Origin of the sequence: Corynebacterium sp. HMSC035E02 (assembly GCF_001836065.1) — a bacterium.
GTDB classification, from domain to species: domain Bacteria; phylum Actinomycetota; class Actinomycetes; order Mycobacteriales; family Mycobacteriaceae; genus Corynebacterium; species Corynebacterium hiratae.
The window spans coordinates 1-12,948 of sequence record NZ_KV827336.1 but is presented as its reverse complement, the minus strand read 5'-3'; the positions used below and the strand labels follow the sequence as shown (position 1 = coordinate 12,948).

Below are 12,948 nucleotides of genomic sequence, written 5' to 3'. Positions count from 1 at the left end.
ACACTGCTACCAAATAGCCGGTCGCAACATCCACGAACACGACCGCTTCCATAAGTACGCGCAGCAGGGCCTTCCCTCTCTATACGAAAGAGTGGGAAAAGCTCTACCGTAAGCCACGCAACATTATCGAGGCACGCAACCACAGTCTGAAAAGCCTGGTTGCTATTGGTAAGGGGGGGAGCGGACAAAACGCTATACGCGAAGCGTGGCCGCATTCATGCTCCTTATCGGTCTTGCTGTCGCTGGAACCAATGCCTTGCAGGCAATGAACTACTTGCGCAGGCAAGTTGACGAGGGCCCTGGTCCACGTCCCCCCCTCGGGGCGGGCGCCCGCGTAAAGGCCGGGCACGCGAGGACATGCTGAGCATTGCGGGCGCTAATGCCCCGCCTCAGATTGGCGAAGCCGCATAAGAAGTCACGAGCCTTGCTGGAACTCTCCAGGAGGCCGTGGCCTTGAACCCGTGGTCAGGTGCCGGAAATAGCCCGTGAAGCGGGCAGTGACAGGGCTAATCGAGTCGAAAACCGCCCAAATAGGATATGAAAAATAGCGAACCCCTCGACAATTCTGACGAAACGTCGAGGGGTTCGCTTCTACCTAGCAGTAATGCAAATCAACGCAGGTCAGTTGTGCAAACATGCCTTCGCCTCTAGCTTTTGAAGTTTATGAAGAGCTTTGAGGATTGCCCCCACCTAAATGGTGGAGGTGCTTTCGTCGTTTTAAGGGGGCTACCTCAAGGCAAAATCCCGTAGAAATCCCGCAAACCCCCGAAAACATGCAAACACCGCAAAACATGAAAAGTCCCTGACCTGCACAAACGGAAACACACAGGCCAGGGACAAACCTCAAAACTAGCAGTCGTAGTACATCTCAAATTCCTGCGGAGTCGGACGCAGGCGCACCGGCGCAATCTCGTTCTCGCGCTTGTAGTTGATGTAGGTCTCGATGAGGTCTTCGGAGAAGACATCGCCTTCAGTAAGGAAGTCGTTGTCTTCCTCAAGCGCAGCGATGGAGGCCTCCAGGGAGGTGGGGGCCTGCGGAATGGACGCAGCCTCTGCCGGCGGCAGCTCGTAGAGGTCCTTGTCCACCGGGGCGTGCGGCTCGATGCGGTTCTTGATGCCGTCGAGGCCTGCCATCATCATGGCGGCGAAACCGAAGTAGGGGTTGCCGGACGGGTCCGGCGCACGGAACTCGATGCGCTTGGCCTTCGGGTTGGAGCCGGTAATCGGGATGCGGATGGCAGCCGAGCGGTTGCGCTGCGAGTACACCAGGTTGATCGGTGCCTCAAAGCCCGGAACCAGGCGGTGGTAGGAGTTCAGGGTTGCGTTCGTGAACGCCAGAACCGCCGGTGCGTGGGCCAGGATGCCGCCGATGTAGTAGCGAGCAATGTCAGACAGGCCTGCATAGCCGGCCTCATCGTGGAAGAGCGGCTTGCCATCCTGCCACAGCGACATGTGGGCGTGCATGCCGGAGCCGTTATCGCCGGCCAGCGGCTTAGGCATGAAGGTCACGGTCTTGCCGAACTGCTCCGCGGTGTTCTTGATGATGTACTTGAAGGTCTGAATATCATCCGCCGCGTGCAGCAGGGAGTTGAAGCGGTAGTTGATCTCGTTCTGGCCGCTGCCCACCTCGTGGTGGAAACGCTCGATGACAAAGCCTGCCTTCTGCAGCTGCTCCACCATGGCGTCGCGAACTTCGCCGTGCTTGTCGACGGGCGCCGTAGGGAAGTAGCCGCCCTTCACGCGAGTCTTAAAACCGGTGTTCGGGGTGCCATCGAAGTTGGTCTCGGAACCGCGGTTCCACCAGCCTTCATCGGTATCAACCTCGTAGAAGCCGTGGTTAACGTCGGTGCTGTAGCGCACGGAGTCGAAAATATAGAACTCAGCTTCAGCGCCGAAGTTACAGGTATCCGCGATGCCGGTGGAAGCGAGGTACTCCTCAGCCTTGCGCGCGATGTTGCGCGGGTCGCGGCTAAAGGGCTCCAACGTAAACGGGTCGTGGACGAAGAACTTGATGTTCAGGGTCTTCGCGGTGCGGAAAGGATCCACGAAGGCGGTCTTCGGATCCGGCAGCAGCGTCATATCGGACTCATCGATGGTGGTAAATCCGCGGATGGAAGAACCATCAAAGGCGAGGCCTTCGGCAGCTGCGTCTTCAGTAAATTCCTCGGCCGGAATAGAGAAGTGGTGCTCAGTGCCGGGGACGTCCGTAAACCGGATGTCAACGAACTTGACGTCCTCTTCCTTGATGAATGCGATGACGTCCTGGATTGTCTCAAAGGACACGGTGGTCTCCTGTTGGTTGACGTGTAGTACTCCCGACTAGTTTACAGGTATTGGCTTTGTCGCTGGGGTGTCTGGGGCACGTGGAGGCAAATTTTCTGCTTAGCAGAGACGACGGCTAGATTGGTGGGCATGGCTGATAACAACGATGGCTTTGAGAACGGGCAGTGGCCTGGGCAAACAATGGGCTTGCCCAAGGAGGGCTCAGGTTCCCTGGCTTCTGTAATGCGGCGCACTTTTGGCGTTCTCATTGACTGGCTCTTGGCAATGCTGATAGCCAATCTCCTCGAGCTCTTTACGAATTCGCTCGGTGGCCCGGCATTCTTGGGCTATGCAGTGTGGGTAGTCATGGGCATCGTGTGTGGTTGGCTCTTCGCCCGCACCCCGGGCATGGCGCTGCTGGGCATGGGCGTGGCGCGCCTTGATGAGCCGGGCTCTTCTGTCGGCTTGTGGCGAGCTGCGGTCCGCACGCTGCTGACTGCAGTGCTTTTCCCCGCAGCGATGGTCGATGCCGACGGCCGCGGCCTCCACGATCGCGCCACCGGCACGGCCGTCATCATGGCCTAAGGCTTGTTCTGCGTCAGCCGGTCGTATCCGCCACAGATGCCCCACAAATGGTTCCCCTGAAAAGGTTTGTTTGGGGGCAAACAAACCTTCTTCATAACGCTAGATGGTTTACTTGGGGTCAAGTAAACCATCTGAGTAGAACCATCTGACGAAACCTGGTCACGAAGGCTAGGACGGTTCTAAAGCAACGAAGAATCGCAAGGTAAAGAAGGGGTCCCTTCCGAGAATCTCGGAAGGGACCCCTTCTTGTGTGGAGCGAGGTGGCTTACTTACCGCCCTTGCGCTCCTGCATGCGGCGCATGCGGCGGTTCATGCCCGCCATGTTTTGAGCCTGGCGGGGCATTGGGCCCTTGGGCAGGCCCGGAGTAGTGCCCGGCAGATCATCCATGGCCTCGATGCGGCGAATGTTCTCGTAGGTTTCGTTCTTGTTGTAGTTGCGCGGCAGCTTCATGATGTGGGTGCGCAGCTTGGACACCGGCACTTCGTCCTCACCGCTGCCCACGAAGACCTCGTACACCGGCACACCGCCAGCCAGGCGGTCAACGCGCTTCTTCAAACGGTTGAGGGTAGGGGCGACGCGCTTGCGGTCACCTTCGACGACGAAAATGACGCCGGAGTTACCGATCACGCGGTGAACCAGATCCTGCTGGCGGGTCGCAGCCACGCCATGCTTGACCTTCCACACCACGCCCACGGTGTTGCGCAGCTGCTGCTCCAAAGCCCAGCCGGCGACACCTGGCTGGTCCTCCACCTTCTTGTACATGTCGCGCTCAAGGCGGCGAGTGAACAGGAACATGGCGAGCATCGCGCCAAGGCCCAGGCCGATGATGAGCATGAACCACTGGCCGTTAAAGAGCAGGCCGATAAGGAAGAAGAGCAAGCCCACGCCCAAGAATGCGGCCAGCATGATGGGGATGAGAGCCTTGTCCTGCTTGCGCTGCATGTTGAACGCTTGCCACATCTGTGACCAGTTCTGCTTGCGCTTGGCGCGCTTTGCCGCGCGCTCTTGCTTCTTCGCGTCCTTGAGCGACGCCTTATCGTCCTTAGCCATGTCTCCTACTTTAAGGGCAAGAGGAATAAAAAGAGAAACGCGTTAGCGGATGGTAGCTGCAACAGAGTTGGCCTGTGCGCGGGTCTTAGCCATGCGCGTGGTCACCGGGGTTTCCTCGGAGGGGCCATACTTTTCCAGAAGGGTGGAAGCCTCCTGGGCGGTAGCGCCCTGGGAAGTCTCTGCCAAGTGCTTCAGGTTCTCCGGAAGCTCGAGACCGCGTGCCTCCATGGCCTGCACGTAAAGCCGGCCAGCCCGGTAGGAGGAGCGGACCAGCGGGCCAGACATGACGCCGCCGAAGCCGAGCTCCTTGGCCAACTTGGAGTGCTCCACGAACTCCTCTGGACGCACCCAGCGCTCGATGGGGTGGAAGCGCGGGCCAGGGCGCAGGTACTGGGTGATCGTGATGATGTCGCAGCCTGCCGAGCGCAGGTCGCGCAGTGCTTCCTCGATCTCCTCTGCGGTTTCGCCCATACCCAGGATGAGGTTGGACTTGGTGATAAGTCCAAAGTCGTGGGCCTGGCGGATGACGTCGAGTGAACGCTCATAGCGGAAGGCCGGGCGGATGCGCTTGAAGATGCGCGGTACCGTCTCCAAGTTGTGAGCAAAGACCTCAGGGCGGGCCTCAAAGACCTCCTGGAGCAGGTCCGGCTTACCGGAGAAGTCCGGGGTGAGGTTCTCCACGCCGGTGTGCGGGTTGAGCTCATGAATTTTGCGCACCACCTCGGCGTAGAGCCAGGCGCCCTCGTCAGGCAGATCATCGCGGGTCACACCGGTAATGGTGGTGTAGTTGAGGTCCATCTCCTGGATGTTCTCTGCCACACGACGCGGCTCGTCTCGGTCCAGTTCCTCCGGCTTGCCGGTGGCGATATCGCAGAAATCGCAGCGGCGGGTGCACTTGTCACCGCCGATGAGGAAGGTGGCCTCGCGCGATTCCCAGCACTCATGAATATTGGGGCAGCCAGCCTCCTGACACACGGTGTGCAGGGAAGCACCAGACACGCGAGATTTCATGTCCTCATACCCAGGGCCGGTGCGAACCTGGTTGCGGATCCAACGCGGCTTCTGTTCGATGGGAGACTCCGCATTCTTCTTCTCAATGCGGAGCATCTTGCGTCCTTCAGGCTTAACAGTCACGGAACCTCACTTTAGGTGTTGAACTAGCTCTTTCTATTACAAGCCCTGCGGGTGGCTGCTTTATTCCACCGAGGGTAGCCGCTATTTTTCTTGCGCGGCTTTGCGGGCTTGGCGGGCCTTCTCGTTGGCCACTTTGATGGGATCTGGGGCCGAGGCAAAGGTGTGGTCGGCCACCGTCAGTTCGCCGGAGAGGGCTTTGCGGAGGGCGTCGAGAAGCGGGGCTTCTGCCTCCTCCATGGTCACCTCACGGCCGAGCTCAAGCGACAGCGTTGACACGTCCGCATCGTCGATGCCGCAGGCCACGATGTGCTCGTAGTACTCCAAGGTGTTGGTGCAGTTGAGCGCTAGGCCGTGCATGGTCACGCCGCGGGTCACGCGAATGCCCAACGCACCTAGCTTGCGGTCGCGCTTCGGGGCGGCTGGGTCGGCAGCCTGGGTGGTGGAAGGAACCCACACCCCCGAGCGGCCATCGATGCGCCCAGCGGTGCTCACGCCGAGTTCACGGACAGCTTGGATGATGGCCTCCTCAAGGCGGCGGACGTAATCGACAACGTCAACCGGCTCGGCCAGTTTGATAATGGGGTAGACCACCAACTGGCCCTCGCCGTGCCAGGTGATGCGCCCGCCCCGGTCAACGTCAATGACCGGGAGGCCATTATCGGGCATATCCTCCGGCTGCGTGCGCTTTCCGGCGGTGTAGACGTTGGGGTGCTCCACCACGAGGATGACATCACCCTGTGTGCCCGCCGCCCGCGCCGCCGCGAGCTCGGCCTGCAGATCCCAGGCCTCTTGGTAGCCCATGCGGCCCAAGCGGCGGATCTCCAGTGGTTCGTCGGAAGCGCGGATGGAGCGATCAGCGGGAAAGAAAGGTTCGCGGGGAGCAGTCATGAACCCAATCCTAAACCCCGCGAAGATTCAGCCAGAAAGGGGCTGAGTGTGCGCTGCTCAAGCGCTTTTTTAATCGACGCCGTTGGCGGAAGCGTACTCGTCGGCGGTCATCAGCTCGCCGACCTCGGTGACCTCGACCTCGAAGAGCCAGCCCTCACCGAAGGGATCGTTGTTGATGACTGCATAGTCATCGTGCACGTCCTCGTTGACGGCGGTCACGGTGCCGGTGACCGGGGAGTAGAGGTCAGACACGGACTTGGTGGACTCCACCTCGCCGCAGGTCTCGCCGTGCTCGACGGTGTCACCCACGGCCGGCAGCTCAGCGAAGACGACCTCACCCAGGCGGTCAGCGGCCACGGAGGTGATGCCAATACGGACGGTAGAACCAACGACGGAGTCAGCGGTGGCGTTGATCCACTCGTGGTCCTCGGAGTAGGAGAAATCGGAAGGAAGGTTAGCCATGAGAAGGGGTGTCCTTTCGGTAGTTGACTTCAGTAGTGGAGTTTACTTATCGCGCTTGTAGAAGGGCAGCGCGGACACTTCGAAGGGGTAGCGCTTGCCGCGGATGTCTACCTCGACGGCCGCACCCGGCTCGAGGCCAGCTGCGGTATCGATGAGCGCGAGCGCTACTGGGTGTCCCAGGGTGGGGGAGGGCTGGCCGGAGGTCACCATGCCCACCTTGTTCTCACCCACGTAGACCTCGGAACCGGCGCGCGCGGCGCGGCGCTGGGAGGAGACCAGTCCGGTGATAACGGCCTGCGGGCCTTCCTCGGCGCGCTGGCGCAGCACCTCAGCGCCCACAAAGTCCTGCTCCTTCTTGGCAAAGGCGCGGGACATTCCGGCTTCCACCGGAGTGATATCGCGGGTGAGCTCGTTGCCGTAAAGCGGCATGCCTGCCTCCAAGCGCAACGAGTCGCGTGCTGCCAAGCCGCAGGGCTTGATGCCGTATTCCTCGCCGGCCTTGAGCAGCTCTTCCCACAGCTCCGGGGCATCGGAGTTGTAGACGATGAGCTCGAAGCCATCCTCACCGGTGTAGCCGGTGCGGCAGATAAACGCGTACTTGCGGGCCACCTTGCCGGTCATCGCGGCATAGTAGGGCAGGTCCATGACAGCCTGCTGCTTGGTGTCCTCCACCAGCGGGACAAGGATCTCCAGCGCCTTTGGGCCCTGGACGGCGATCATCGCCACATCGCGGGACTCGTTCTTCAGGTCCACATCGAAGCCCTCGGCGCGCTCGTTGAGCGCTTCCCACACGGTGTCGGCGTTGCCAGCATTGGGCACGACGAGGAACTTGGTCTCCTCCAAGCGGTAGGTGATGAGGTCATCGATGATGCCGCCATCCTCCGCGCAGATCATGGAGTACTTCGCCTTGCCCTCCTTAAGCGTGGTGAGGTTGGAGATGAAGCAATAGGAGAGGAACTCGGCGGCGTCCGGGCCGTTGACCCAGACTTCACCCATGTGGGAGAGATCGAAGAGGCCTGCGGCATTACGTACCGCGCGGTGCTCCTCGAGCTCGTTGTCATACTTCAGCGGCATCTCCCACGGTCCGAAGGGGGTGAAGGTGGCGCCGAGTTTCTCGTGCTCAGCATGCAGCGGGGAGTGCAGGTAGTCAGTCATTGATTAAACCTCCTGGTTGTCGTCGGAGTAGTCAAAAGCCTCTGGCGGCGGGCAGGTGCACACCAGGTTGCGGTCACCGTAAGCCTCGTCGATGCGGCGCACCGGCGGGAAGTACTTGTTAGCGCGCAGGGAGGTCACCGGGTAGGCGGCCTGTTGGCGGCTAAAGGCAAAGTTCCACTCGTCGGCGGCGACGGATTCGGCGTTGAACGGTGCGTGGTGGATGACGGAGTCCTCGTAGGCCACCTTGCCGTCGATGATCTCCTGGATCTCGGCGCGGATGGAGCGCATGGCTTCGATGAAGCGGTCCAGCTCACCCAGGTCCTCGGACTCGGTGGGCTCCACCATGAGGGTGCCGGCCACCGGGAAGGACAGGGTCGGCGCGTGGAAGCCGTAGTCCACGAGGCGCTTGGCTACATCGGCGGCGGTGACGCCGGAGGCGTCGGTCAGCTCGCGCAGGTCAAAGATGCATTCATGCGCCACCAGGCCGGCATTACCCGTGTAGAGAACGGGGAAGGAATCCTTCAGGCTCTGCGCCAGGTAGTTCGCGCCGAGGATGGCATGGCTCGTGGCCTCCGTGAGCCCTTGCGAGCCCACCATGGCCAGATAAGACCAGGAAATTGGCAGCACGCCGGCCGAGCCGTAGCGCGATGCTGTGGACGGCACGCCGGTGCCCTCCACAGCCGGCTGCGCAGGATCCAGCTGGGGATCGTTGGCATCCGTCGGCAGGAAAGGTACCAAGTGCTTGGCGACGCCCACCGGGCCCACGCCCGGGCCACCTCCGCCGTGCGGGATGGTGAAAGTCTTGTGCAGGTTGAGGTGGGAGACATCGCCACCGAAAGCACCCGGACGGGCCCAACCGGCCAGCGCGTTCATGTTCGCGCCGTCGATGTAGACCTGGCCGCCGGCTGCGTGGACCTTGTCGCAGACCTCGCGTACTTCCGGGTCGAAGACGCCGTGGGTGGAGGGGTAGGTAATCATGATGCCGGCGACGTGCTCGCCGTGCTGCTCGAGCTTGGCGTCGAGGTCGGCGACGTCAATGGAGCCATCGTCAGCGGTCTTGATCACGACGACGCGCAGGTTCGCCAGGGTCGCCGAGGCCGCGTTGGTGCCGTGCGCGGAGGCCGGAATGAGGATGACATCGCGGCCGTGGTCGCCGTTGGCAACGTGATAGCGACGAATGGCCAGCAGGCCGGCCAGCTCACCCTGGGAACCGGCGTTGGGCTGGATCGAAACCTGGGCGTAGCCGGTGATATCGGCGAGCCAGGACTCGAGCTCGTCGATCAGCGCGCGCCAACCAGCGGTGGTCTCCTCCGGGGCATACGGGTGGATGCCCGCGAACTCCGGCCAGGAGATGGGCTCCATGGCAGAGGTGGGGTTGAGCTTCATCGTGCACGAGCCCAGCGGGATCATGGTGCGGTCGAGTGCTAAGTCCTTATCCGCCAGGGTGCGCAGGTAGCGCAGCATCTGGGTCTCGGAGTGAAGGGAGTTGAAGATCTCGTGCTGCAGCGGCTCCTCGGAACGCTGGACGGAGGACGGAATCTCGAAGGAGCCAGACGCGGCTGGCTCGGAGTTAGTGGAGGCCTCGGCGCCGAAGGCAGCGGCAAGGGTGTTGACGTCCTCGCTGGTAGCGGACTCGCCGAAGGAGACCGAGACCTTGTCGGAGCCGATGGCGCGCACCAGGTAGCCCTGCTCCTGCAGCTGGGCCTTGACGGCGGCCGCATCCACGCCGGTGACGGTCACGGTGTCAAAGAAGTCGCGGGAGACAATCTCCTTGCCCGCGCCGGTGACTGCTGCAGCAAAAGCAGAAGCGCGGTTATGCACGCGCTGCGCAATCTCCTTCAGCCCCTTCGGGCCGTGGTAGACCGCGTACATCGAGGCCACGTTGGCCAGGAGGGCCTGGGCAGTACAGATATTGGAGGTGGCGCGCTCGCGGCGGATGTGCTGCTCGCGGGTTTGCAGCGCCAGACGATAAGCGGGGCGGCCGGCGGCGTCCTTGGACACGCCCACGATGCGGCCCGGAAGCTGGCGCTTGAGCTTATCCGTGACGGACATGAAGGCCGCGTGCGGGCCGCCGAAGAAGAGCGGGACGCCGAAGCGCTGCGAGGAGCCAAGGACGATGTCTGCGCCCATCGAACCAGGTGCCTCCAGAAGGAGCAGCGACAGCGGGTCGGCCACGACGGCGGCCAGGGCGCCGCGGGTGTGCAGCTCCTCGATGGCGGCGCGCGGGTCGACGATATCGCCCCCGGTTCCGGTGTAGGCCAGAACTGCACCGACGAGGTCTTCGCCGACGATGCCATCGCGGACATCAGCGATCTCGACCTCGAGCTCGATGGCGCGGGCGCGCTCGGCGGCCACGGTCAGGACCTGCGGGTGCAGGCGAGAGTCCAACAGCACGCGGCGGCCCTTCTTCACCGCGCGGGCCATCAGGCCGACGGCTTCGGCGGTGGCAGAGGCTTCGTCGAGAAGCGAGGCGTTCGCGATGGGAAGGCCGGTCAGGGACTCGATCATGGTCTGGAAGTTCAGCAGTGCCTCGAGGCGGCCCTGCGAGATCTCCGGCTGGTAGGGCGTGTAGGCGGTGTACCATCCGGCATCCTCCAGCAGCCCGCGGCGAATGACCGCCGGGGTGAGGGTATCGGAGTAACCCTGGCCATAGAAGGACTTCAGCACGACGTTCTGGGAGGCGTACTCGCGCAGCTTCGCCTGCGCCTCATCTTCGCTCAAAGCCTCCGGGAGGTTGAGCGCCTCGGTGGCGCGGATGGAGGCTGGCAGGGCGGCATCGACCAGCGCATCGACGCTGTCGTAGCCCAGAGCCTTGAGCATCGTTTCACGCTCGGCTGCATCCGGGCCGAGATGACGAGAGATGAAATCCATATAGTGAATCTCCTTCGTGGCGTTAGTTTGTGTGACCTAAACTGCTCCAAGTATAAAGCGTATGCCATGACATTAACCCCGGTTACCCCTGATTCGGAGATGTAGCGTCACGGCAGTCAGCGCCGCGACTGCGAACCCGATGATGAAGGCGGTGGAATACCCCGTGACAGGGCCCAAAAGCGAGAGGATGAACGGGGCAAAGAAGCCGAGGTAGGTCAGCGAATAAAACACCCCCGTTGCCGCGCCGAGTTCCGCTGGGTGGGCAATGGCTTGAGTTTCTGCGAGCCCGCTGAGCATGCCAATTCCATAGGAGCTGCCCATGATGATGGCCGCGAGGGGCAGGAGGAATACCGCCCAGCCGTGGTGTGCCGCCGCGACGACGATGAGACACAGGACCATGCCTATCGCGGCCAGCACCATGCCGTGGAACGCGGTTACGCGGATGCGGCCCGCTAGCTGCTGGATTACCACGCCGCTTCCCATGGTGAGTAGCGCACAGAGCCCGGCAATGAGAATGGGGTGGCGCAGGTGCTCACTGAGCTGTGAGGGGAGGAAGACGAAGGCAGTGGTGGCGGAGCCAAAGACCCACGGGGCATAGGCCACGACCGGTAGGTAGCGGGGAGTAATCAGGCTGGTGGGGATTAAGGAACGGCGCCGTGGCTGTGAATGAGGCTGTGGCTGTTCGGTGCGCTCTTCGGGCACCGTCCACACGAGTGGGACCACGATGAGTGCTAGGCCGATATGCAATAGATAAGGCAGGACGGTGGGCCATGGGAGGAACTCTGCGGCGATACCGGCAACGCCAGGTGCCAACGCGAAGCCAGCCGAAAGAGCAATGGAGGAACGCTTCGCACCAACGCTGAGGTGGGTGCTGAGCTCCTTGATCCAGGCAGCGCCGGAAGACATGGCCAGTCCCACCGCAGCCCCGGCACACAGGCGTCCGACCAGCAAGGGGAGGAAGGCGCCGCCTGCGCCACTGAGGAAGACCAGTGAACCCGCAGTGGTGGAGAGGACGGCTGGGCGCATGACAGCGCGGCGTCCCAGCGAATCCGAGAGCGGACCGCCAATGAAAAGTGCCACCATGATGCCGAGGGCGTAAATGCCAAAGAGGAAGGTCGTCTGCAGAACCCCCAAATCGGTGGTGACTTGGTAGACCACGACCATGGGGGCGAAAAGATTAGCGCCGCACGCGACGAGAAACATGCCGAGAGCGACGCGGAACCATTTCTGAGAAACCATGCTGCACAGTCTAGTGTGCTGAGTCACAGAGGTTAGGTCTTGGTGGCAAGACGGTTAAAGAAAACGCGCCTATCTGCCAAACTTAGCGCCGATCTCTGAAAACCGGGCAATAGTTTTGGCAGATAGGGCAGTTGCGGCGCCACTGAGCGATGTCACCGAGCTGTGTTTGCGGGGGTGGAGGAAAGCCGGGTGGAAAACGACGAAGCTCCCCCGCCGCAGTGGCAGGGGAGCAGTCTCTTAAGACTTGGAGTCTTGTTAAGCCTTAGAGGTCAAGGTCGGCTTCGAAATCTGCGGTTTCGAGGCGGTCCTTGATGGTCGTGATGAAGCGGCCAGCGTCGGCACCATCGACCACCTGGTGGTCGTAGGTGAACGGCAGGTAGCACATCTGGCGGATGGCGATGGCGTCCTGACCGTCCTCGGTCACGACGACCGCGCGCTTGGTAATAGCGGCGGTGCCCAGGATGCCAGCCTGCGGCGGAACCAGAATCGGGGTATCCAGCAGGGCGCCCTCGGAGCCGATGTTGGTCACGGTGAAGGTTGCACCGGTCAGATCGTTTGGCTTGAGCTTGTTGTTGCGGGCCTTATCAGCCAGCTCGGCGATCTTCTGGGCAATCTCCGGCAGCGTTAGCTCCTGGGCCTTGTGGATGACCGGGGTCAGCAGGCCGCGCGGAGTATCCACGGCGATGGCCACGTTGACGTCAGCGTGGTAGGTCATCTCCTTGGTCTCCGGGTTGTAGGACGCGTTGACGTTCGGGTGGGAGACCAGTGCCTCAACGGTGGCCTTCACGATGAACGGCAGGAAGGAGAGGTTGGCCTCGTACTTGTCGATGAACGCCTGCTTGGACTGCTTGCGCATATCCCAGATGGCGGTCATATCGACTTCCTGGACGTGGGTCAGCTGAGCGGAAATCTGGAGGGCCTCAACCATCTTGGTCGCCGTGATCTCGCGGATACGGTTGACCTTCTGGGTGGTGCCGATGAGCTCCTGCTTCTCCGGATCTACAGACTTGGTGGACCAGCGAGCGCGCGGGTTGCTGGAGGAGGCGCTAGCGGAGGAAGCCGGTGCCTCACCTTCGCCGGCGGCGGCCAGGACGTCCTGCTTGCGGATGCGGCCACCGACGCCAGTGCCGGAGACGGTGGAGAGGTCTACGCCGTGCTTCTCAGCCAGCTTGCGCACCAGCGGGGTGACATACGGGACGTTATCGCCGTTGTTGACCTTCGTGGAGGTCTCAGAAGTCTTCGGCTCGGAGGACTGGGAAGCAGCAGGCTTCTCCTCTGCCTTCGGCTCTTCCTTCTTCTCT

Annotated in this window: 10 protein-coding genes; 1 reads left to right on the top strand and 9 read right to left on the bottom strand. The window is 62.0% G+C overall.

Annotation, left to right across the window (positions count from 1 at the left end):
- Positions 1 to 849 precede the first annotated feature (849 nt).
- Positions 850 to 2,283: a type I glutamate--ammonia ligase gene (gene glnA / locus HMPREF2635_RS05190; protein ID WP_046647924.1), complete on the bottom strand. Its 1,434-nt coding sequence runs from the start codon at positions 2,281 to 2,283 to the stop codon at positions 850 to 852.
- Between the two features lie 129 nt (positions 2,284 to 2,412).
- Between glnA and HMPREF2635_RS05185 the strand changes: the two genes are divergently transcribed.
- Complete coding sequence (locus HMPREF2635_RS05185; RefSeq protein ID WP_070821379.1) at positions 2,413 to 2,847, top strand: RDD family protein; 435 nt, start codon at positions 2,413 to 2,415, stop codon at positions 2,845 to 2,847.
- 265 nt (positions 2,848 to 3,112) lie between these two features.
- Here the strand turns inward: HMPREF2635_RS05185 and HMPREF2635_RS05180 are convergent, their stop codons facing one another.
- The 8 genes from HMPREF2635_RS05180 to sucB all read right to left on the bottom strand — a co-directional run.
- A complete protein-coding gene (locus HMPREF2635_RS05180; RefSeq protein WP_070821378.1) occupies positions 3,113 to 3,898 on the bottom strand; it encodes a DUF4191 domain-containing protein in 786 nt (261 codons plus the stop codon).
- 42 nt (positions 3,899 to 3,940) lie between these two features.
- The gene (gene lipA, locus HMPREF2635_RS05175; RefSeq protein WP_070821377.1) at positions 3,941 to 5,005 is read right to left on the bottom strand and encodes a lipoyl synthase; all 1,065 of its coding nucleotides are present in this window, start codon (positions 5,003 to 5,005) and stop codon (positions 3,941 to 3,943) included.
- Between the two features lie 108 nt (positions 5,006 to 5,113).
- Positions 5,114 to 5,920 (bottom strand): lipoyl(octanoyl) transferase LipB, encoded by an 807-nt coding sequence (gene lipB / locus HMPREF2635_RS05170; RefSeq protein ID WP_070510673.1) that lies wholly within the window; start codon positions 5,918 to 5,920, stop codon positions 5,114 to 5,116.
- Positions 5,921 to 5,989: 69 nt separating this feature from the next.
- On the bottom strand, positions 5,990 to 6,382 hold the full coding sequence (gene gcvH / locus HMPREF2635_RS05165) for a glycine cleavage system protein GcvH (protein WP_046647929.1): 393 nt from the start codon (positions 6,380 to 6,382) through the stop codon (positions 5,990 to 5,992).
- Positions 6,383 to 6,424: 42 nt separating this feature from the next.
- Positions 6,425 to 7,537 (bottom strand): glycine cleavage system aminomethyltransferase GcvT, encoded by a 1,113-nt coding sequence (gene gcvT / locus HMPREF2635_RS05160; protein WP_070510671.1) that lies wholly within the window; start codon positions 7,535 to 7,537, stop codon positions 6,425 to 6,427.
- A gap of 3 nt (positions 7,538 to 7,540) precedes the next feature.
- The gene (gcvP, locus tag HMPREF2635_RS05155) at positions 7,541 to 10,408 is read right to left on the bottom strand and encodes an aminomethyl-transferring glycine dehydrogenase (protein ID WP_070510669.1); all 2,868 of its coding nucleotides are present in this window, start codon (positions 10,406 to 10,408) and stop codon (positions 7,541 to 7,543) included.
- 72 nt (positions 10,409 to 10,480) lie between these two features.
- Positions 10,481 to 11,647 (bottom strand): MFS transporter, encoded by a 1,167-nt coding sequence (locus HMPREF2635_RS05150; RefSeq protein WP_070510667.1) that lies wholly within the window; start codon positions 11,645 to 11,647, stop codon positions 10,481 to 10,483.
- Between the two features lie 262 nt (positions 11,648 to 11,909).
- Positions 11,910 to 12,948 (bottom strand): 2-oxoglutarate dehydrogenase, E2 component, dihydrolipoamide succinyltransferase (sucB, locus tag HMPREF2635_RS05145; RefSeq protein ID WP_070753974.1); only part of this gene is annotated, 1,039 nt, incomplete at its 5' end.